This window comes from Rathayibacter sp. AY1A7 (assembly GCF_002930845.1).
Classification (GTDB): Bacteria; Actinomycetota; Actinomycetes; order Actinomycetales; family Microbacteriaceae; genus Rathayibacter.
On the sequence record NZ_PSTL01000002.1, the window covers coordinates 314,452 to 335,020 of the forward strand.

The following is a 20,569-nucleotide window of genomic DNA, read 5'->3' on the forward strand; positions in this document are numbered from 1 at the left end:
AGGCGTCTCGCAGGAGGGGGCGGGGGCGCACGCACCGCTACGGTGTGGCCATGCCCCTCGACCGCGCGCCGACCATCCGCGACGTCGCGGTGCGGGCCGGAGTGTCGTACCAGACGGTCTCGCGGGTGCTCAACGACAGCCCGCAGCTGCGGCCGCGCACCCGGGAGCGCGTGCTCGCCGCGATCGAGGACCTCGGCTTCCGCCCCAGCGCCGCCGCCCGCGCCCTGGCGACGAGCCGCTCCGGCCTGATCGGGATCCTCGCCGCCGAGAGCCACAGCTTCTACGGCACCGCCACCGCGATGGCCGCGATCGAGCAGGCGGCGCGCGACGCGGGCTACCGGGTCCCGGTCGTGAACGCGGCGCCGGACGCGGAGTCGCTGGCCGACGGTCTCGCCCACCTGCAGCGGGAGTCGGTGGAGGCGATCGTGGTCCTCGCCCCGCAGGAGCGCGCGCTGGAGGCGATGGAGAGCCTCGCGATCGGCGTCCCGTCGGTGACGCTCGGCGCGACGGACCGCGGCGCCGACTCCCTGCTCCTCGTCGACCAGGCGGCCGGAGCGCGACTGGCGACCGAGCACCTCGTCGGCCTCGGCCACACCCGCATCGCGCACCTCGCCGGTCCGCAGCACTGGGTGGAGGCGCAGGCGCGGCTCGAGGGCTTCGGCGCCGGGATGAGCGCGGCCGGCCTCGACCCTGTCGCCGTCGTGGAGGGCGACTGGAGCGCCGAGTCCGGCTACCGCGCCGGCCTCCGCCTCCTCGGAGCCGCGCTTCTGCCGACCGCGGTGTTCGCCGGCAACGACCAGATGGCCCTCGGACTCCTGCACGCCTGCACCGAGCGGGGACTGCGCGTGCCCGAGGACCTCAGCGTCGTCGGCTTCGACGACGTGCCCGAGGCGGCGCACTACCAGCCGCCGCTGACGACCATCCGCCAGGACTTCGCGGAGGTCGGCCGCCGCACGATCGGGGTCGTGCTCGCGGAGCTGCGCGGCGAGGAGCCCGCCGTCGACCGCCCGGTGCCGCCGGTGCTGGTGGAGCGGGCGTCGACGGCTCAGGCCTGAGCAGCACCGGCCCCCGCCTCACCCCGCGTGCGGCAGCAGCACCTCCACGCGCCCCTCGCGCACCCGCGTCTGGAACCGCGGCTGCGGCGAGGTGGCCGGCCCCCGCAGCACCTCGCCGGTCTCGAGCGAGAAGGCGCTGCCGTGCCACGGGCAGGCGACGCACGCCTCCCCCGAGCCGTCCGCCGAGACCTCGCCCTCGTCGAGCGGGCCGGAGAGGTGACTGCAGACGTTCGAGAGCACGTCGATCCGCTCGCCCCGCCGGAAGGCGAGCAGGGGGAGGCCCGCGATCTCCCTCCTCACCGGCGTGCGCTCCGGCAGGTCCGCCAGGGCGCCGAGCTCCTGCCAGCCCGAGGGGAAGCGGTGCGGCACGTCCTCCGCGTGGTTCGCTCCCGCCGCCTGCCGGTAGCTGAGGTGGCCGCCCAGGTAGCCGCCTCCCGAGACGACGGCGAGCCCGAGCATCCCGAGCACCTTCCCGCTCGTGGTGCGCCCGCGGCGGCGCTGCACCCACGACGCGGCGTAGAGGCCCGTCGCGACCACGTTGGCCGCCGAGTGCACCAGCCCGACGCGGGTCTGCTGCTCGTGCAGCTCCGACCAGTCGGTGAAGCCGGAGGCGGCGGTCGGCAGGACGCTGATCACGCCGACGCCGACGAGGGTCCTCGCCGCGCGCTGGTTCCCCGGCAGCAGGTCGAGCACCGCCGCCGACACCCAGGCGCCGGTGGGCACGAGGACGAGCAGCGGATGGACGGGGTGGCCGACCGGGACGCCGTGCAGCACGTCCCGCACCGGCTGCGGCCGGACCACCGCGTTCTCGGCCCGCTTCACCCGGCCGACGAGCGGATCGAGGGCGGCGGCGTTCTCGAGGCGGGTGACGAGTCCGACGAGTCTGATCTCACGCATGCCTCATGCGACCAAGCGGGCGGCCCCGGCGGAAGGGGCTTGCGGCGGAGGAGGAGCAGTCGGACCCCGTCGGGCGGCCCCTCGCTTGCCGACCCCGAGCCGTTTCGCCTACGCTGACCCGGGGCTTTGTGAACGGTCACATCGCCCGAGCGAGGAGCATGATGGACCAGCGCAGGCCCACCCCCGCCGACGTGATCACGAGCGGCGCCACCGCCCTCGGCATCGAGCTCGGCTCCACCCGGATCAAGGCGTGCCTGGTCGACGCGGCCGACCCGTCCGTGGTCCTCGCCGTCGGCAGCCACGAGTGGGAGAACCAGTTCGTCGACCGCCGCTGGACCTACTCCCTCGACGCCGTCCACGCGGGCCTCCAGGCCGCCTACGCGGACCTCGTCGCCGACGCCTCGTCGCGCCACGGCGTGCAGCTCTCCTCCGTCGGGGCGCTCGGCGTCTCGGCGATGATGCACGGCTACCTCCCCTTCGATGCGGACGGCGGGCTGCTCGTCCCCTTCCGCACCTGGCGCAACACCAGCACCGGGCCCGCGTCGGCCGAGCTCACCGAGCTGTTCGGCGCCAACATCCCCCTGCGCTGGTCGCTCGCGCACCTGCACCAGGCGGTCCTCGACTCCGAGCCGCACGTCGAGCGGATCGACTTCCTCACCACCCTCGCCGGCTACGTGCACTGGCGCCTCACCGGCGAGAAGGTCCTCGGAGTCGGCGACGCCTCCGGCATGGTCCCGACCGACCCGGCGACCCGCGACTACGACCAGCGCGTCGTCGACCTCTACGACGCGCGCGCGGCCGGCGCCGTGAAGCCGCTGCGCGAGCTGCTGCCCGCCGTGCTCCCCGCGGGCGCCGACGCCGGCTCGCTCACCGCCGAGGGCGCGCTCCTGCTCGACCCCACCGGCGCCCTCCGGCCCGGCGCCCCGGCCTGCCCGCCCGAGGGCGACGCCGGCACCGGCATGGTGGCGACCAACTCCGTCGCCCCGCGCACCGGCAACGTCAGCGCCGGCACCAGCATCTTCGCCATGGTCGTCCTCGAGGGCCCCTTGGAGAGCGTCCACCACGAGCTCGACCTCGTCGCGACCCCCGCCGGCGACCTCGTCGCGATGGTCCACTGCAACAACGGAGCCAGCGAGCTCGCCGGCTGGGTCGGCCTGTTCTCGCGGTTCGCCGCCGCATCCGGCGGACCCTCGGACAGCGACGCCGTCTACGGCACCCTCTTCGCCGAGGCGCTCGAGGGCGAGGCGGACGCGGGCGGACTGCTCGCCTACAACCACCTCGCGGGCGAGCCGATCGCCGGCCTGGTCGAGGGCCGCCCGCTCGTCGTTCGCACCCCCGACTCGCGCCTCACGCTCGCCAACTTCATGCGCGCGCAGCTCTACGGCGTGTTCGGCACCCTGGCGCTGGGCATGCGCGTCCTCGCAGGCGAGGGCGTGCGGATCGACGAGATGTTCGCGCACGGAGGCATGTTCCGCACCGCCGGGGTCGCCCAGCGCTTCCTCGCCGGCGCGCTCGACGCCCCCGTCTCGGTCGCCGCGACCGCCTCCGAGGGCGGCCCGTGGGGCATGGCGGTGCTCGCCGCCTACCGCCTGCAGAGCGGAGTCGCGCTCGACGCGTACCTCACCGATCAGGTCTTCGGCGACTCCGGCTTCGAGACCGTCGCCCCCGACGCGGACGACGTCGCCGGCTTCTCCGCCTACCTCGAGCGCTACCGCGCCGGCCTCGCCGTCGAGCAGACCGCCGTCGAGACCCTCACCGACCCGCAGAACCAGGGAGCCACCGCATGACCACCCAGACCCCCGCCGTCGAGGAGGCGATCGCCCGCGTCCGCGAGGACGTCGCGCGGCTGCACTCCGAGCTCGTCCGCTACGGCCTCGTCATCTGGACCGGCGGCAACATCTCGGGCCGCGTGCCCGGTGCCGACCTCTTCGTGATCAAGCCCAGCGGCGTCTCCTACGACGACCTCGCGCCCGAGAACATGATCCTCTGCGACCTCGACGGGAACGTCGTCCCCGGCACCCCCGGCAGCGACCGCAGCCCCTCCAGCGACACCGCGGCGCACGCCTACGTGTACCGCGAGATGCCCGAGGTCGGCGGAGTCGTGCACACGCACTCCACCTACGCGACCGCGTGGGCGGCCCGCGCCGAGTCGATCCCCTGCGTCATCACCGCGATGGCCGACGAGTTCGGCGGGGAGATCCCCATCGGCCCGTTCGCGATCATCGGCGACGACTCCATCGGCCGCGGCATCGTCGCGACCCTCAGCGGCCACCGCTCGCGCGCGGTCCTGATGCAGAACCACGGCGTCTTCACCATCGGCAAGGACGCGAAGGACGCCGTCAAGGCGGCCGTCATGGCCGAGGACGTCGCCCGCACCGTGCACCTCGCGCGCCAGGGCGGCGAGCTCGTCCCCATCCCGCAGGAGTCGATCGACGCCCTGTTCGACCGCTACCAGAACGTCTACGGACAGAACCCCACCGGAGCCATCGCATGAGCGTGTACCAGAGCATCATCCCCGACCTCGCCACCCGCACCGTCTGGTTCCTGACCGGCAGCCAGGACCTCTACGGCGAGGACACCCTCCGCCAGGTCGCCGAGCAGTCGCAGGCCGTCGTCGCGCAGCTCAACGAGGCGAGCGCGATCCCCGTGACCGTCGAGTGGAAGCCGGTGCTGAAGAGCTCCGACGCCATCCGCCGCACCATGATCGAGGCGAACTCCGACGACTCCGTCGTGGGCGTCATCACCTGGATGCACACCTTCAGCCCCTCGAAGATGTGGATCCACGGCTTCGACGCGCTCGCCAAGCCGCTGCTGCACTTCCACACCCAGGCGAACGTCGCCCTGCCGTGGCAGGACATCGACTTCGACTTCATGAACCTCAACCAGGCCGCGCACGGCGACCGCGAGCACGGCTACATCCTCAGCCGGATGAGCGTGCCCCGGAAGACGGTCGTCGGCCACGCGAGCGACGCCCGCGTCACCGAGGCCATCGGCACCTGGTCGCGCGCGGCCGCCGGCTGGTCCGCCTCGCAGAGCATGAAGGTCGCCCGCTTCGGCGACAACATGCGCAACGTCGCCGTCACCGAGGGCGACAAGACCGAGGCCGAGATCCGCCTCGGCGTCAGCGTCAACACCTGGGGAGTGAACGAGCTCGTCGAGCGCGTCGACGCCGCCACCTCCGAGCAGATCGACGCCCTCGTCGCGGAGTACGTCGAGAGCTACGACGTGGTCCCCGAGCTGCTCCCCGGCGGCGAGCGCCACGAGTCGCTCCGCTACGGCGCCGCGGTCGAGATCGGCCTGCGCTCGTTCCTGGAGGAGGGCGGCTTCGAGGCGTTCACCGACAGCTTCGAGGACCTCGGCGGGCTCCGCCAGCTCCCCGGACTCGCCGTGCAGCGCCTCATGGCCGACGGCTACGGCTTCGGCGGCGAGGGCGACTGGAAGACGGCCGTCCTCATCCGCATCGCCGCCGTCATGGGCGCCGGCCTCACCGGCGGCACCAGCCTGATGGAGGACTACACCTACGACATGACGCCCGGCGAGGAGCTCATCCTCGGCGCGCACATGCTCGAGGTGTCGCCGTCCCTGTCGTCGAAGCGCGCCTCGCTCGAGATCCACCCGCTGGGGATCGGCGGCCGCGAGGACCCGGTGCGCCTGGTCTTCACCGCCGACGCCGGCCCCGCCGTGGTGGTCGCCCTGAGCGACGTCCGCGAGCGCTTCCGCCTGGTCGCGAACAAGGTCCGGAACGTCGAGCCGCCCCAGACGCTGCCGCACCTGCCCGTCGGCCGCGCCGTCTGGCAGCCGGCTCCGGACTTCGGCACCAGCGCCGCCGCCTGGATCACCGCCGGTGCCGCGCACCACACGGTCATGACGACGCAGATCGGCCTGGAGGCGTGGGAGGACTTCGCCCGCATCGCCGGCGTCGAGCTCCTGGTGATCGACGAGTCGACCACCCTCCGCGGCTTCGAGTCCGACATCCGCTCGAACGCGGCGTACTACCGCCTCTCCCAGGGCCTGTAGATCCTGCGAGGCCGGACGGCCGGCTCCCTGCGGGGGGTCGGCCGTCCGTCGTTCCCGGCACGCCGCCGGGTCGGGGCGGGGGCCCGCCGCCGAGACCGGCCTGGATCGCGTCCGCGATCGAGGGCGGATCGCCCTCTCCGGCCCGTTCGGCGCCCGCTGCAGCGTCCCGGCCCCGGTTGCGGACGCGCTCGCAGCACGACGGAGGCCGGGAGGCCCGGACGGCCCTCGCGGGCAGTCGGTCCTTCCGGCCTCCGGGATGCAGGCGGGCGGCGGGCGGTCAGTCGCGCGAGGTCGAGAACGCCGCGTCGAAGGCGTCGGCCGGCGGCGTGATCGCGTTGAGCTTCCGCACGAAGGCCAGGGCCTCGGGGGCGCCGTCGAGGCGGTCCATGCCGGCGTCCTCCCACTCGACGCTGGTCGGGCCGGTGTAGCCGATCGCGTTGAGCGCGCGGAACACCGGCTCCCACGGGACGGCGCCGTGCCCGGTCGAGACGAAGGTCCACCCGCGGCGCGGGTTCGCCCACGGCAGGTGCGAGCCGAGGACGCCGTTGCGGCCGTCGAGGTTGGTGACCGACTCCTTCACGTGAACGTGGAAGATGTGGTCGGCGAAGTCGAGCACGAACGCGACGCTGTCGAGCTGCTGCCAGACGAAGTGCGACGGGTCGAAGTTGAAGCCGAACGAGGCGCGGTGGCCGATCGCCTCGAGGGTGCGCTTGGCGGTCCAGTAGTCGTAGGCGATCTCGCTCGGGTGCACCTCGAGCGCGTAGCGGACGCCGACCTCCTCGAAGACGTCGAGGATCGGGTTCCAGCGGTCGGCGAAGTCCTGGTAGCCGGCGGCGATCCACTCGTCGGAGGCGGGCGGGAACATGGCCACGCCCTTCCAGATCGACGAGCCGGAGAAGCCGTTGACCTGCGTCACGCCGAGCGCGGCGGCGAAGCGGGCGGTGTCCTTGAGGTCCTGGGCGGCGCGCTGCCGGACGCCCTCGGGGTCGCCGTCGCCCCAGACCCGGTCGCTGAGGATGTCGCGGTGGCGCTCGTCGATCGGGTCGTCGCAGACCGCCTGGCCGGTGAGGTGGTTCGAGATCGCGAACACCTGGAGGCCGTTGCGCTCGAGGATGTCCTTCCGGCTCTGCACGTACTCCGCGTCGTCCCAGCGCGCCACGTCGATGTGGTCGCCCCAGCAGGCGATCTCGAGGCCGTCGTAGCCCCACTCCCCCGCGAGGCGCGCCACCTCCTCGAACGGGAGGTCGGCCCACTGGCCGGTGAACAGGGTGATCGGTCGCGTCATCGCGGATTCCTAACTCTCGACCCCCGCGCGCCGTCGCACCGGGAGAGGTAATTTGAAGTTCCACGCAACATATCAGGCACTCCCGCGAGCCCGAAAGGAACCGATCATCGCCCCGATCGACGGCGCACTGTCGCGCACGCCCACTCTCGTCACCGCCACTGCGGCCCCGACCTGGGAGGAGGGCCTGATCGTCGGCAGCGGCCGCGTCGGCGCCGTGGTGCACGGCCCGGCCGACGCGCTCACCGTCTCGCTGGCGCACGAGCGCTACTTCCTCCCCGTCAACGCGCGGCCCGCCGCCCCGGACCTCGCCCCGGTGCGGGACGAGCTGCGGAGTGCCCTGCTGGCCGGGGACGCCGACGCGGCGAGCGACCTGCTCGAGCGCGGGGCGCGGGCGAGCGGCTACGACGGCGGCCTGATCTGGACCGATCCGCTCGGGCTGTGCGCGACGCTGTCGATCCGCACGGCCGGCGGGGTCGCGTCGAGCCGGCGCCTGCTCGACCCGCTGCTGGGCGAGGTCGCGGTCGAGTGGACCGACCTCGACGGCGGGCGGCACGCGGTGCGACTGATCGCTCCGCACGGGGGCGAGAGCGTCCGGCTGCGGGTGGAGTCGGAGCGCGACGGCGAGAGCACGGTCGAGCTCGGGCTGGGCGCCGGGGACGCGACCTCATTCGACACGGGCGTGCCGGACGCGTCGGCCGTGGTCGAGGCGACGGTCGAGGGCGGAGCGGTCGGACGACTGCTGGCCGTCGCCGGGACCGGAAGTGCCGAGACCGGGGGCGAGCGGATCCGCGCGACGGTCACCGCGGCGACCGGGGCGCCGTGGGACGTGGAGGGCGTCGTGACCCGCTCGACGGTGCCGGTCGCGGCCGGGGCGGGCGCGCTCCTCCGTGTCGATCTGTCGCTGGCGGGCGACGAGCCGGCGGGCCGGGAGCGTGCGGGCGGCGAGTCGACGGGCGACGACGCCTCGTGGGCGGAGCTGCGCGAGGCCCAGCGCCAGGGGCACGGCCGGCTGGTCGGCGCCTCCGTGCTGGATCTCGACGGCGCCTCCGACGCCGAGCTGACCGAGGACCTGTGGGACGCCGCCCGCTCCGGCGACGAGGGCGCGCGCCGCCGCGTCGTCGAGCTCGCGTACCTCAGCGGCCGGGCCAACATCGTCGCCTCCACCGGCGAGCTGCCGCCGACGCTGCAGGGCGTCTGGCAGGGCACCTGGCGGCCGGCCTGGTCGGCCGACTACACGCTGAACGGCAACGTGCAGAACGGCGCGATGGCGGGGATGATCCCGACCGGCACGCCCGAGCTGGCGCTGTCGATCCTGGAGCTGGTGCTGCCGCACCTCGACGACTACCGCGAGAACGCGCGCCTCGTCTACGGGGCGGAGGGGATGCTCCTGCCGTCGCGGATGTCGACCCACGGCCGCGCCGACCACTTCGCGGCGAGCTACCCGCACCTCTTCTGGACGGGCTGCGGCGGCTGGGTGCTGCGCCTCGCCGCCGACGCCGTCGCGGCCACAGGAGATCGCGGCATCGTCGACGACCGGCTGTGGGAGCTGGCCGAGGGCGTGCTGCGCTTCGCCGAGACCGGGACGACCGTGGTCGACGGGGTGCGCCGGATCGTCCCCTCCTATTCCCCCGAGAACACACCGGGTGGTGCGCGCTCGCCGATAGCGGTCGATGCGACGATCGACGTCGCCGTGCTGCGGGACGCCGCGCGGGCGACGGCGCTGCTCGGCCGGGCCCGCGGCGACGACTCGCTCGACGAGCGTTGGGCGCGGGTGGTGGCGGAGCTGCCGGAGTACCGGGTCGCCGAGGACGGCACGCTGGCGGAGTGGATCGACCCTCGGTTCGCGGAGGAGATCGCGCACCGGCACGCGTCGCAGCTGTACCCGCTCTGGTACGCGGGCGACGCTGCCTTCGAGGGCCCCGGTGCCTCCGCGGTGCGGCTGCGGGCCGCCGCGGCGGCGACGGTGGCGGCGAAGATCGCGTGGCGGGCCGAGGCGCCGACCGCTCCTCCCGGGCGGATGGAAATGGCGTTCGGGCTGGTGCAGGTGGGCGTCGCGGCGGCGGCGCTGGGTGACGGGGACGCGGCGCTGACCTGCGCGGAGTGGCTCGCGGTCGAGCACTGGTCACCGACGCTGACGACCCGGCACGACGCGGGGCGGATCTTCAACCTCGACGCCAGCGGCGGACTGCCGGGGCTCGTGGCGGCGATGCTGCTGGGATCGGATGACGAGACGCTGACGGTGCTGCCGGCACTGCCGTCCGCGTGGGCGCGGGGTGCCGTGACGGGGCTGCGCGCGCGCGGCGGGGTGGTCGTGGACCGGCTGGAGTGGTCGCCGGGGCGGGCGTCGCTGCGGGTGCGGCGGGTGTCGAGCGCGGAGTGGCTGGCACCGGCGGGCGGGACGCGGGTGCGCACGCTGCGCGACGCGGTGCTGCGGGTCGACGGGCGCGAGGTGTCGGGCGGGCTGGAGCTCGGTGCGGAGGCGGTGCGCGTGGACGTGGAGTGGCGCGGCTGAGGGCACTGCGGAGGGTGCGGGTGCAGCACGCGGAACGGGCTCCGGTACGCCGACGAAGGCGGAGCAACGCAACGGGCGTCGTCCCCGCTGGCCGCCGGACCCGCCGTGTGGCCGCGTCGACGGGAGAACGAGACGCGCGCCGGATGCGGTGGGGTCGGTTCAGCTCCGCGAGTGCCCGTAGCGGTCGTAGACGCGGTTGCGAGCCGCCCGCTCGGCGGCGGGCAGGCGCTGCGCATCGGCGATCTCGTAGACGCCGAAGGTGTCGCGCAGGCGCGAGGCCGGGTCGACCTCGATGAAGGTGCACCAGGGCAGCCAGTGGTGGTGGCTGCGCAGGGTCTGGGTCGCGAAGTCGCCGCTCTCGTGGCCGAGGCCGGGCATCGCGTAGCCGATGCTGCCGTCGACGTCGGTCGACTGGCGGGTGTTGCGGTGCAGGAACTCGGCGAAATCGAGGTAGTGCTCGTCGCCCGTGATCAGGTGCAGGCGGTAGTAGCTGTACGAGCAGGCCGCCATGTAGACGTCGGCGCCGCCGCCGAGGGTGATGATGCTCTGTCCGCTGATCGAGTACCGGTTGAAGGGATGCGCCCAGGGCGCGCGGACCGGGAAGGACCACGCGTACGTCCAGGTCTCCGTGTAGTCGGCGGCGCGGACGGCGCCCTCCAGCCAGCGCGGCTCCTCCGTCAGGTCGTACAGCGCGAGGAAGCCGAACAGCCCGTAGATGCCCGCCTCCTTGTCCTGGATGTCGGCGTTGTCGCAGGTGCCGCCGCGGTACTCCAGCGTTCGGTGGATGTTCGCGAACGACCACTCGCCGGCGCGCACGGCGGACGCGCGGTAGCGCCCCTCCCCCGTCACGAGGTGCAGCTGCACGAGGAAGCGGATCACGCTCGGGGTGTTCGAGCGCGAGTCCATCCGCACCGAGCCGTCGGCGTTGTAGGCGCGGTGGAAGCTGCCGTCGGCGTCCTGCACCTCGAGCAGCCAGTCGGCGGTCCGCCGGCAGAACTCGAGCCAGAGCGGGCGCTCGTCCCCGAGGTCGCGCAGGTGCAGGTAGGCGTCGAGGATCGCCTCGACGCCGTCGGCGAGCATCCGCAGGTAGTGCGGGTACGGCTCGAAGCCGCCGAGCGAGGGGTTGAAGCACATCCGCGGCGGGCCCGACTCGGGCAGCGCGGTCCGCGCCCAGAAGTCGACGATGCCGACGCCCTGCTCGAACGCCTCCGGCACGCCCTCGCGGTCGCCGTAGCGCAGCAGCTGGTAGCCGATGCCGGGCTGCTGCCCGACGAAGCCGAACTGGAAGGAGACGCTCGAGACGTCGAGGTCCGGCAGCTGGCAGGCGAACGGCAGGCCCCAGGAGTCGCCGTAGCGGCGGGTGAGCCGCTGGAGGATCGCCATGCCGTGGTGGAAGTGCCGCTCGTTGTCGACCTCGAACAGGTCGTCGCGGAGCCGGGCGTAGGTGCTGCGCCAGGTGGCGCGCATCATCGTCGCGAAGTCGTCGTACCGGCCGAGGTCGACCGCGACGGCGTAGCGCTGGCGGAAGCCGACCTCGACCGGGTGGTTCACCCGCTGCAGGGCCTTCGGGGCGGCGTCGTAGTCGAGGCCGGAGTAGGGGTTGTCGATCGGGCGCTCGCCGTCGGCGCCCGGGTGGACGTAGTCGATCGACAGGCCCGCGGGCGGCACGTCGAGCGGGGTCCGTACGCCGAAGCCGTAGTAGAGGTAGTTCAGCGTCGTGCCCTGCGGGCGGCTCAGGCCGATCGAGCCGACGGTGCACTCCGGGTCGGTGAAGTTCTCCGAGCGGACCACGTCCAGGCGCGGCAGCGTCGCGTCGGCCGCCCAGCGCGAGAGCGCCACGGTCTCGCCGGTCGCGAGGCTCTGCGCGGCGAACAGCGGCAGCGCGTAGTGCGTCTCGGTGCGCCAGAAAAACTCGCTGCCGGGGTCGTGGCCCATCGCGTCGGCGGGCCCGAAGGCGTTGTCGCGGTACCAGGCGCCGGGGGCGAAGCACTCGTAGTCGCGGAGGTCGTCGGACCCGGTCAGCCCGAGCGAGACGGCGGTGGAGAAGCCGAGGTCGCCGCCGGCCGCCAGCACCTCGACGTCGCGGTGCACGGAGAAGCCGTCGCCCGCGACGCGCCAGACGTCGGTGACGGCGAAGGCCGACCCGGAGCGGACGGTGATCGTCCCGCTCGCGGTGATCGCCCCCTCCGACAGCGAGACGGCGTCGTAGGGCGCGCCGGAGTACTCGCTGATCGCGGCGACGGTCTTGACCGTGACGCGCAGCGGCCGGTCGTTCGCGTAGAGGACGCGCTCGCCCGCGAGCACCTCGAGGCCGCCCGCCTCGACGCGGAGGGTGTAGTCGCCGGAGCGCAGTTCCACGGTGGTCCCTTCCCGGAGGGTCATCTCAGCTCTTCTCGTCGTGCGCGCGGGGGCCGGCCGGTCGGGCGGCCCCGGCCGGCTCGTCCTCGAGCCGCTGCGCCCCCGGATCGAAGCGCCGCGAGCCCGGCCGGAACAGCAGTGCGACGCCGCCCTCGACCAGCCCCGCGAGCAGCAGCAGGATCGCGAACGGGATCAGCGAGATCTCGGCCCACGCGCCCATCACCGGCATCACCAGTCCGGCCGCTGTGAAGCTGACCGTGCCGAGGATCGCCGTGACGCTGCCCGCCTCGCTCGACGGGCCCTGCAGCGAGAGGTACTGCACCGGGGCGAAGCCGAGCGAGCGGCCGGCCAGCGCGAACGTCAGCGCGCCGACGACGACGAGCAGCGGCTGCGTGCCGGTGAGCGCGAGCACCGCGACCACGACGGCGCCGAGCGCCGTGACGATCGCCGAGGCGGACATCGCGAACCGGGGTCCGAACCGGGGCACGATCACCCGTCCCGTCGTCTGCCCAACCGCGATCGTCACGAGCGAGGTGACCAGGAACAGCAGCCCGTACAGGTCGGGACCGACCGCGTAGACGTTCGTGTAGAGGAAGGGAGCGGTCGCGAGATACGCGAAGCCGACCGACCAGCCCGCGGCCGAGGCGGCGGCGAGCGCCAGCACGCGCGGCCGGCGGAGCATCCCGAAGGAGTTGCGCAGCGACGGGCCGAGCCCGCCCTGGTGCCGCCGCTCGCGGGGCAGCGTCTCGGGCAGCACCAGGAGCGCGATCACGGTCGCGAGCGCTCCCCAGGCGGCGACCGCGAGGAAGGAGCCGCGCCAGTCGATCACCTTGGTCAGCTGCGCGCCGACGGAGGGCACCAGGATCGGGAAGACCGAGACGATCACGGCGAGGTTCGCGAGCATCGTGACGAGCCGCTTGCCGCTGTAGAGGTCGCGGACGATGGCGGTGACGACGACGCCCGCGGCGGTGCAGGCGGCGCCCTGGACGAAGCGGGCCGAGAGCAGCACGGCGGTGTCGGAGGTCATCGCCGCGACGAGGCTCGCCGCGATGTGCAGCGCCGCCGAGACGCCGAGCGGCCACTTGCGGCCGACCGCGTCGCTGAGCGGTCCGGAGATGAGCTGGCCGGCCGCGAAGCCGAAGGTGGCGCCGGTGACGACCAGCTGGGCGGTCGCCACCGAGACGCCGAGATCGTCCTGCAGCGTCGGCAGGAACGGCAGCACCAGGTCGATGGTGAGCGGCCCGAAGCCGACGAGCATCGCGAAGATCGGCAGCAGGAGGCGGCCGCGGGGCATCGCTTGGACGGCGGGGGAGGCGGTGGAGGCGGTCATGAGCGCGGAGCGCAGGTCACGGAGGGGATCCTGTCCATCAGCTCCCGGCCGGGACCGGGAAGTAGAGCGAGAAGGGTTCGTCGACGACCTCGTGCAGAGGCCGGAAGCGGACGGCGGCGGGCTGGCCGACGGCGCGGTAGCCGCGCAGCCACTGGGTCCACTGCCGCTCGTTGTCGGGGGCGAGCAGGGCGGGGGCGTCCTCGAGTCGCCCCCGCAGCGCGATCTCGCGGTCGACGAGGCCGGCCAGCACGATCGGGCCCTCGACGAAGGCGACCGTGCCCGGCTCGTCCGGGATCGGCACGGCGCGGATCACGGTGCCGAAGGCGAGGTCGACGCTCGTGCGGCCGCCGGGGTGCTCGATCAGGAGCGCGCCGTCGCCCGCCCGGACGCGCTCGGCGTCGCCCGCGACCCCCGGCTCGCCGACGGTCCACTCCGGCACCCGCAGCCGCACGTGCAGCGCGACCCCCTCCTCCGAGACGATCTCGACCCGGATCCGCGAGGCGGTGGGGCGGTGCACGTCGCCCGCGGCACCCGCGTTGGCGTCCGGGCCGACGTAGCCGGCGGTGTCGAGCACCTCGACCCGCACCGCCGCGTCGCCGACGGCGGTCGGCAGGCGCAGGCTCGCGTCGACGTGCTGCGCGATCGTCAGCTCGGCGTCGCCGCCGCGGTAGAAGACGAGCCCGGAGTGGCGCGTGTGCGCCTGCACCAGCGTGCCGTGGCAGCACCAGAAGTCCTCGGTCGGGCTGCCCCAGTCCTTGCGGGCGCCGCCCTCGAGCGGCAGGAAGTAGGCGACCATCCCGGTCCGCGGGTTCTGCTGGGCGAGGAGGCCGTTCCAGAGGTTCCGCTCGATGTAGTCGGCGTAGGCGAGGTCGCCTGTCCAGCGCAGCAGCACGTCGGCCAGCCGGATCATGTTGTAGACGACGCAGTGCTCCTGCGTCTTCTCGCCGCGGCGAGCGGCGAACGCGAAGGGCGGCGTCCAGATCTCGCCGGAGGTCTGACCGCCCGTGCAGAAGGTGCCGCGGAGGGTGACCGCCTGCTCCCAGTAGGCCTCGACGATCCTCCGCCAGCGCTCGTCGCCGGTGACCTCGTAGGCGCGGGCGGCGCCGAGGACCTCGGGGATCGTGGTGTTGGCGTGCATGTTGGTCAGCACGTCGCGGCCCTCGAGCAGGCCCTCGAAGAGGGAGCGGCGGTCGTAGCGGCCGAGCATCTCGGTGTAGACGGGGTCGCCGGTGATCGCGAGGAGGTCGGCCCAGACCTCGAGCATGCCGCCGGTCTCGACCTCGAGGATCTCCTGGAACGCGGCGTCGTCGAATCCGCGGACCCACTCCAGCAGCGGGACCGTGGCGGCCCGCGCCATCCGCAGCGCCCGCTCGTCGCCGAGGTCGAGGTGCAGGTCGACGAGGCCCATCAGCAGCTTGTGCATCGCGTACTGCGGCGCCCAGACGGGGCGGCCGGTCGCGAGGCGGTCGAGGTAGCCGCGCGGGATCGCCCAGATCCAGCCGCCGCCGTTCTCCTCCTGGCAGCGCTCGAGTCCGTCGAGCACGGAGTCGATCCGGACGCGCAGCAGCGGGTCGCCGGTGACCGCGACCTCGCGGGCCGCTGCGGAGAGCCAGTGGCCGAGGAAGTGCCCGCGCAGCTGCGAGCCCGGCGTCTCCCAGCCCCAGTGCCGGTCGAGGCCGCGGGCCTCGCGCGAGTCCTGCGAGGGGTGCAGGTGCCAGCCCTGGTCGCCGATCCCGGCCTCGATCAGGAAGTTCTGCAGCAGCCCCTCGTCGGTGAGCGAGAGGAGGTAGTCGCGGTTGAGCCGCCGCCGCGCGTCGAGCACCCCGCGCTCCAGGCGGGTCTCGTGCGGGGCCGGGTGGGTCAGCGGCATGGGTGCTCCTCGTCGAGGCCGTGGGTGGTGCGGGTGCGCGGTGCGAGCGGTGGTCGATCGGCGCGGGTCGATCCGCGCGGTGGTCCATCCGACCGAGAGTCGAGATCGATCTCTCGCTGTACTCAGACCAGGATCGACGATAGGAATGGGGACATGCAATCCCCGAGAGTGATCCATCTCGTCGCCGATGACGTGTCCGCCCTCCTCACTCAGTCGGGAGGCGACCTGCCCGTGCTGCTGCACTGGGGTCCGCGACTCGACGCGAGCGACGACGATCTCGCAGCTTTCGCAAGAACTCCCGTGCGGACGGGGATCGAGGGCTCCTCCGACGTCCCCTACGAGCCCGGGATCCTGCCCGAGCACACCTTCGGCTGGGCCGGCCTGCCGGGTCTCCGGGTGCACCGGGAGGGCGCCGGCTGGTCGCCGAGGCTGACCGTGGACACCGTCTCGGTGGACGGGGAGGCCCTCGCGGAGGGCGCGGTCGCGCAGGCCGGCAGCGCCGCCGTGACCGTCGAGGCGCACGACGCGCAGGCCCGGATCGGGGTCGCCCTAGAGATCGTTCTCTCCCCTGCCGGACTGCTCAGGACCCGCGTCTCGGTCCGCAACGACGGCGCCGGGCACCTCGAGGTGATCGGCGTCGACCCCGCCCTCCGGATCCCGACCGAGGCCCGCGAGATCCTGGACTTCTCCGGCCGCTGGGGCACCGAGAAGATCCCCCAGCGCCACCCCGTCGTCACCGGCACCCACTCCCGCTCCTCGCGGCGCGGCCGCACCGGCCTGGACGCGACGACGGTCGTCGCGGTCGGCACCCCCGGCTTCGACTCCGCCGACGGCCGGGTCTGGCTCTGCCACGTCGGCATCGGCGGCAACCACGAGCACGCGGTGGAGCGCGGCGACGGCTGGCTCGCCTTCCGCGGCGGCGAGCTGCTCCTGCCCGGCGAGGTGCGCCTCGCGAGCGGCGAGAGCTACTCCTCCCCCTGGATCTCCGGCAGCTTCGGCCACGGCCTCGATGCCGCGGCCGCCCGCTTCCACGCCCACCTCCGCGGGGTCTCCCGCTCCTCGCGCCGGCCGCGCCCGGTGACGCTCAACGTCTGGGAGGCGGTCTACTTCGACCAGGACCTCGCCGTCCTCGCCGAGCTGGCCGACCGCGCCGCAGCCCTCGGGGTCGAGCGCTACGTGCTCGACGACGGCTGGTTCCTCGGCCGCAGCGACGACCGCGCCGGCCTCGGCGACTGGACGCCCGACCCCGTCGCCTGGCCCGACGGCCTCCTCCCCCTCGCCGAGCACGTCCGCGGCCTGGGCATGGAGTTCGGCCTCTGGGTCGAGCCCGAGATGATCAACGAGGACTCCGACCTCGCCCGCGCGCACCCCGACTGGATCCTGCGGGCCCGCGAGGAGCTGCCGCCGCGGTTCCGCTTCCAGCAGGTGCTCGACCTGACGAACCCCGACGCGTTCGCGCACATCCTCAGCGTGCTCGACGGCCTGGTCGCCGACCTCGGCGTCGCGTACCTCAAGTGGGACCACAACCGCGACCTGATCGACGCGGGCCACCCCGCCACCGGGACGGCCGCGGTGCACGAGCAGACGCTCGCGCTGTACCGGCTGATCGACGAGCTGCGCGCCCGGCACCCGGAGCTCGAGATCGAGAGCTGCGCCTCCGGCGGCGGCCGGGTCGACCTGGGGATCCTCGAGCGCACCGACCGCGTGCACACCTCCGACAACCAGGACCCGCTGGACCGCTCGCGGATGCTGCGCTGGACCGGGCTGCTCGTGCCGCCGGAGATGCTCGGCTCGCACGTCGCCTCGCCGGTCAACTCCGTCACCGGTCGCACCAGCGACCTGCACACCCGCTGCGCGATCGCCTTCCTCGGCCACTTCGGGATCGAGTGGGACCTCCGCGAGCTGGACGCGGAGGAGGAGCCCGTGCTGGCGGGCTGGATCGCGGCGTACCGCGAGCACCGCGGCCTGATCGCGACCGGCCGGGTCGTCGGAGGCGACGACTCCGACCCCGACGCGCCGTCGCTGCGCGGCGTCGTCGCGCCGGACGGCTCGGAGGCGCTGTACACGCTGGTCACGCCTGCGCTGACCGCGGACTCGCGCCGCCGCGTCCGCCTCCCGGGCCTGGATCCGCGGGCGCGCTACCGGATCGAGACCGCGCGCCCCGGCTCGCTCGGCCCGCCCTGGCAGAGCCCGCACTGGCTGGAGTCGACGGTGCCGCTGGACTCCGACGCCCCGGCCCCCGCCTACTCGGGGAGCCTGCTGGGCGAGGCGGGCCTGGACCTGCCGACCTTCCACGCCGACCGCGCGATCGTCCTGCGGCTCGTCCGCGAGACCGCGTGAGCACCGCCGCCGACCCCGGCGTCCTCGACACCGCCGGCACCGCCGCCGACCCGTCCGCCACCACCCTGGAGCACTCCGTGAACAGCACCGTCACCGTCGACCTCGACCGCCCCGGCGCCACCATCAGCCGCCACCTCTACGGCCATTTCGCCGAACACCTCGGCCGGTGCATCTACGACGGCTTCTGGGTCGGCGAGGACTCGCCCGTCCCGAACGAGGGCGGGATCCGCCTGGACGTCGTCGAGGCCCTCCGCGCCCTCGACATCCCCAACCTCCGCTGGCCCGGCGGCTGCTTCGCCGACCGCTACCACTGGACCAACGGCATCGGCCCGCGCGAGGAGCGCCCCGGCCTGATCAACACCCAGTGGGGCGGAGTCGCGGAGGACAACTCCTTCGGCACCCACGAGTTCATGGCGCTCTGCGAGCTGCTCGGCGCCGACGCCTACATCTCGGGCAACATCGGCTCCGGCACCGTGCAGGAGATGGCGGACTGGGCCGAGTACCTCACCGGCGCGGGGAAGTCGCCGATGGCCGACCTGCGCCGCTCCCACGGCCGGGAGGAGCCGTGGACCGTCCGCTTCTGGGGGCTCGGCAACGAGACGTGGGGCTGCGGCGGCAACATGCGCGCCGGCGCCTACGCCGACCTGGCGCGGCAGTTCGGGACCTTCGTGCAGAGCGGCAACGACACTCCGCTCTACCGCGTGGCCGCCGGAGCCGACGGAGCCGACACCCACTGGACGCAGACGCTGATGGAGGTGATCCCCGAGATCGAGGGGCACCCCTTCTCCTCCGTGCCGTGGGAGTCGGTCTCGGTGCACTACTACACGATCGGCGGCAGCTGGCACGCGAAGGGCAGCGCGACCGACTTCGACGCCGACACCTACTGGAGCACGATCGTGGCCGCGCAGGGGATCGAGGAGCTGCTCCGCTCGCACGCCGCGGTGATGGACGTCCACGACCCCGAGAAGAAGTACGGGATGGTGCTCGACGAGTGGGGCACCTGGTGGGACGTGGAGCCGGGGACCCACCCGGGCTTCCTCTTCCAGCAGAACACGATCCGCGACGCGATGGTCGCGGCCTGGCACTTCGACGTCTTCCACGGCTTCGCCGACCGCCTGGCGATGGCGAACATCGCGCAGACGGTGAACGTGCTGCAGGCGATGCTGCTGACGGACCCGGACGGCGGCGAGATGGTCCGCACGCCGACCTACCACGTGTTCGAGATGAACAAGGGGCACCACGACGCGACGGTGCTGCCGACCACGGTCGCCGGCCCGACGCACGCGGTCGACGGCCGCGAGATCCCCGTCGCCTCCGCCTCCGCCTCCACGAAGGACGGCCGCGTCCTGGTCTCGCTGACCAACGTCGACCTGGAGGAGCCGCTCGAGGTCTCCCTCGACTTCCGCGGCGGGACCGTGACCGGCGCGACCGGCCGCCTCCTCACCGCCGACCGCCCCGACGCGCACAACCGGCCCGGCGCCGCCGACGAGGTGAGCCCCGTCGCCCTCGAGGGCATCGAGACCACGGCGACAGGCCTGCGGGTCACGCTTCCCCCGCACTCCTTCGCGACCGTGACGCTGGAGCTGTCGTGATCGCCGCACGCACGGAGGCCGCCCGCCGCCCGCCGATGGGCTGGAACAGCTGGGACTGCTTCGGCGCCTCGGTGACGGAGGAGGAGGTGCTCGCGAACGCCGCGTACCTCGCCGAGCACCTCCTGCCGCACGGCTGGGACACGGTCGTCGTCGACATCCAGTGGTACGAGCCCGATCCCGGCACGAGCGACTACCAGGAGGTGTCGGAGCCGGTGCTCGACGACTGGGGACGCCCGCAGCCCGCCGTCGGCCGCTTCCCCTCCGCGGCGACGGGCGGATTCACGGCGCTGGCCGCGCGCGTGCACGCCCTCGGCCTCCGCTTCGGCGTGCACCTGATGCGCGGCGTCCCCCGGCGGGCCGTCGAGCTCGGCCTGCCGGTGCTCGGGGCGGAGGCGACCTGCGCCGACATCGTCGACCGCGGGAACGTCTGCCCGTGGAACCCCGACAACTACGGCGTCGACATGAGCGCGACCGGCGCGCAGCAGTACTACGACTCCGTGATGGCGCAGCTGGCCTCGTGGGGCGTCGACTTCGTGAAGCTCGACGACGTGCTCTACCCGCCGATCCAGGCGGAGGAGATCGCCGCCCTCTCGCGCGCGATCGACGCGACCGGCCGTCCGATGGTGCTGAGCCTCTCCCCCGGCAAGCAGCTCTCGCTCGAGAACCTCGAGCTGCTGCGGTCGACCGCGCAGATGTGGCGGATCTCGGACGACTTCTGGGACGACTGGGCCCACCTGCACGAGCAGTTCCAGCGGGCCGCGCGCTGGGCTCCGCACCAGCGTCCCGGCGCCTGGGCCGACGCCGACATGCTGCCGCTGGGGCGGATCGGCGTGCGCGCGCACGTGGGCGAGGACCGGCTCTCGCGGTTCACGCCCGCGGAGCAGCGGACGCTCGTGACGCTGTGGTGCCTGCTCCGCTCGCCGCTGATGATGGGCGGGCACCTCCCGGACACGCCCGCCGTCACCCTGGCGCTGCTGACGAACGGCGACGTCCTCGCGCTCCTCGGCAGCGACGGCAGCCGCGAGATCGTCCGCGACGGCGACCTGGTGGTGTGGTCGGCGTGGCGCGGCGACGAGCAGTGGCGCGGAGTGTTCTGGCTGGGCTCGTCGGCGCGGTCCTACTCCGCGCACCTGGCCGACCTGGGCTGCTCCGGCGCGACCTCGGCCGTCGACGTGTGGAGCGGCGCCGAGCTGCCGATCGTCGGCGGCGCCGTCGAGCTCGAGCTCGAGCCGCACGGCTGCCGCCTGCTGCGCCTGGCCTGACGCGCGGGCGCCGGCCGGGGCGGGCGCCCGCGCGTCAGGCCAGGCGCAGCA

General features: G+C 73.7%; 13 protein-coding genes. 8 read left to right on the forward strand and 5 right to left on the reverse strand.

Going from position 1 to position 20,569, the window contains the following annotated elements:
• Positions 1–50 precede the first annotated feature (50 nt).
• Positions 51–1,055, forward strand: a complete 1,005-nt coding sequence (locus tag C5B95_RS03600) for a LacI family DNA-binding transcriptional regulator (RefSeq protein ID WP_104348486.1) — start codon at positions 51–53, stop codon at positions 1,053–1,055.
• Between the two features lie 18 nt (positions 1,056–1,073).
• On the opposite strand, the gene C5B95_RS03605 is transcribed toward C5B95_RS03600, so the two are convergent.
• Positions 1,074–1,952 carry a Rieske 2Fe-2S domain-containing protein gene (locus C5B95_RS03605; protein ID WP_104348487.1) on the reverse strand — a complete coding sequence of 293 codons (879 nt, stop codon included), beginning with the start codon at positions 1,950–1,952 and terminating at the stop codon, positions 1,074–1,076.
• Between the two features lie 161 nt (positions 1,953–2,113).
• Between C5B95_RS03605 and C5B95_RS03610 the strand changes: the two genes are divergently transcribed.
• From C5B95_RS03610 to araA, 3 genes are read left to right on the forward strand one after another with little or no spacing between them, the layout of a single operon-like run.
• The gene (locus tag C5B95_RS03610) at positions 2,114–3,739 is read left to right on the forward strand and encodes a xylulokinase (RefSeq protein WP_104291772.1); all 1,626 of its coding nucleotides are present in this window, start codon (positions 2,114–2,116) and stop codon (positions 3,737–3,739) included.
• On the forward strand, positions 3,736–4,446 hold the full coding sequence (locus C5B95_RS03615) for an L-ribulose-5-phosphate 4-epimerase (protein WP_104224687.1): 711 nt from the start codon (positions 3,736–3,738) through the stop codon (positions 4,444–4,446). The genes C5B95_RS03610 and C5B95_RS03615 overlap by 4 nt, the downstream gene beginning before the upstream one ends.
• The gene (gene araA / locus C5B95_RS03620; RefSeq protein WP_104348488.1) at positions 4,443–5,969 is read left to right on the forward strand and encodes an L-arabinose isomerase; all 1,527 of its coding nucleotides are present in this window, start codon (positions 4,443–4,445) and stop codon (positions 5,967–5,969) included. Before C5B95_RS03615 ends, araA begins: the two co-directional genes overlap by 4 nt.
• A 277-nt stretch (positions 5,970–6,246) precedes the next feature.
• Here araA and C5B95_RS03625 read toward each other — a convergent pair whose 3' ends face one another.
• Positions 6,247–7,254 carry a sugar phosphate isomerase/epimerase gene (locus C5B95_RS03625; RefSeq protein ID WP_104226056.1) on the reverse strand — a complete coding sequence of 336 codons (1,008 nt, stop codon included), beginning with the start codon at positions 7,252–7,254 and terminating at the stop codon, positions 6,247–6,249.
• Between the two features lie 52 nt (positions 7,255–7,306).
• Between C5B95_RS03625 and C5B95_RS03630 the strand changes: the two genes are divergently transcribed.
• The gene (locus tag C5B95_RS03630) at positions 7,307–9,766 is read left to right on the forward strand and encodes a glycoside hydrolase family 95-like protein (RefSeq protein WP_104348489.1); all 2,460 of its coding nucleotides are present in this window, start codon (positions 7,307–7,309) and stop codon (positions 9,764–9,766) included.
• A gap of 159 nt (positions 9,767–9,925) precedes the next feature.
• Here C5B95_RS03630 and C5B95_RS03635 read toward each other — a convergent pair whose 3' ends face one another.
• The 3 genes from C5B95_RS03635 to C5B95_RS03645 are packed head-to-tail and all read right to left on the reverse strand — an operon-like array spanning position 9,926 to position 15,324.
• Positions 9,926–12,148: a hypothetical protein gene (locus C5B95_RS03635; protein ID WP_219813807.1), complete on the reverse strand. Its 2,223-nt coding sequence runs from the start codon at positions 12,146–12,148 to the stop codon at positions 9,926–9,928.
• Between the two features lies 1 nt (position 12,149).
• Complete coding sequence (locus tag C5B95_RS03640) at positions 12,150–13,454, reverse strand: multidrug effflux MFS transporter (protein WP_104348490.1); 1,305 nt, start codon at positions 13,452–13,454, stop codon at positions 12,150–12,152.
• A gap of 37 nt (positions 13,455–13,491) precedes the next feature.
• Positions 13,492–15,324: a beta-L-arabinofuranosidase domain-containing protein gene (locus tag C5B95_RS03645; RefSeq protein ID WP_181067987.1), complete on the reverse strand. Its 1,833-nt coding sequence runs from the start codon at positions 15,322–15,324 to the stop codon at positions 13,492–13,494.
• A gap of 153 nt (positions 15,325–15,477) precedes the next feature.
• Here C5B95_RS03645 and C5B95_RS03650 point away from each other — a divergent pair, with 153 nt between their 5' ends.
• Genes C5B95_RS03650 through C5B95_RS03660 form a run of 3 tightly spaced genes read left to right on the forward strand, consistent with a single transcriptional unit; the run spans position 15,478 to position 20,518 of the window.
• On the forward strand, positions 15,478–17,664 hold the full coding sequence (locus C5B95_RS03650) for an alpha-galactosidase (RefSeq protein WP_104348491.1): 2,187 nt from the start codon (positions 15,478–15,480) through the stop codon (positions 17,662–17,664).
• Complete coding sequence (locus C5B95_RS03655) at positions 17,661–19,256, forward strand: alpha-L-arabinofuranosidase C-terminal domain-containing protein (protein ID WP_308471270.1); 1,596 nt, start codon at positions 17,661–17,663, stop codon at positions 19,254–19,256. Before C5B95_RS03650 ends, C5B95_RS03655 begins: the two co-directional genes overlap by 4 nt.
• Positions 19,253–20,518 carry a glycoside hydrolase family 27 protein gene (locus C5B95_RS03660; RefSeq protein WP_258059770.1) on the forward strand — a complete coding sequence of 422 codons (1,266 nt, stop codon included), beginning with the start codon at positions 19,253–19,255 and terminating at the stop codon, positions 20,516–20,518. The genes C5B95_RS03655 and C5B95_RS03660 overlap by 4 nt, the downstream gene beginning before the upstream one ends.
• Positions 20,519–20,569: the final 51 nt, after the last annotated feature.

Coding starts and splice junctions, on each gene's coding strand:
- C5B95_RS03600 (WP_104348486.1), top strand. CDS start 51: ATGCCCCTCGACCGCGCGCCGACCATCCGCGACGTCGCGGTGCGGGCC.
- C5B95_RS03605 (WP_104348487.1), bottom strand. CDS start 1,952: ATGCGTGAGATCAGACTCGTCGGACTCGTCACCCGCCTCGAGAACGCC.
- C5B95_RS03610 (WP_104291772.1), top strand. CDS start 2,114: ATGGACCAGCGCAGGCCCACCCCCGCCGACGTGATCACGAGCGGCGCC.
- C5B95_RS03615 (WP_104224687.1), top strand. CDS start 3,736: ATGACCACCCAGACCCCCGCCGTCGAGGAGGCGATCGCCCGCGTCCGC.
- araA (WP_104348488.1), top strand. CDS start 4,443: ATGAGCGTGTACCAGAGCATCATCCCCGACCTCGCCACCCGCACCGTC.
- C5B95_RS03625 (WP_104226056.1), bottom strand. CDS start 7,254: ATGACGCGACCGATCACCCTGTTCACCGGCCAGTGGGCCGACCTCCCG.
- C5B95_RS03635 (WP_219813807.1), bottom strand. CDS start 12,148: ATGACCCTCCGGGAAGGGACCACCGTGGAACTGCGCTCCGGCGACTAC.
- C5B95_RS03640 (WP_104348490.1), bottom strand. CDS start 13,454: ATGACCGCCTCCACCGCCTCCCCCGCCGTCCAAGCGATGCCCCGCGGC.
- C5B95_RS03645 (WP_181067987.1), bottom strand. CDS start 15,324: ATGCCGCTGACCCACCCGGCCCCGCACGAGACCCGCCTGGAGCGCGGG.
- C5B95_RS03650 (WP_104348491.1), top strand. CDS start 15,478: ATGCAATCCCCGAGAGTGATCCATCTCGTCGCCGATGACGTGTCCGCC.